The following is a 259-nucleotide window of genomic DNA, read 5'->3' as shown; positions in this document are numbered from 1 at the left end:
GACTGGCACCATGCAAGCTCGCGAAAAGGAGTTTTTCCGTAAGGATGGCAGCCGGGTACATGTGCTGATCGGCGCAGCCGCATTCGAAGGACGATCGGATCAAGGCGTTGCCTACATCCTGGACTTGACCGATCTAAAGCGGGCGGAAGCAGAAGCCCGCGAGAGCGATCAGCGATACCGGCAGGTGCAGATGGAGCTGGCACATGCCAAACGGGGCGCGACCATAGGGCAGATTACCGCCTCAACTGCCAATGAGGTC

At 59.1% G+C, this 259-nt stretch carries 1 pseudogene; it reads left to right on the top strand.

The features are described 5' to 3' along the window. Window positions 1-259: pseudogene (locus tag ACPYOI_RS36460) on the top strand (ATP-binding protein); the annotation flags it as partial.

Source organism: Rhizobium sp. SVR5-2C (assembly GCF_056755115.1).
The sequence above is the reverse complement of the archived record's forward strand: the minus strand, read 5'-3'. Positions and strand labels throughout refer to the sequence as shown.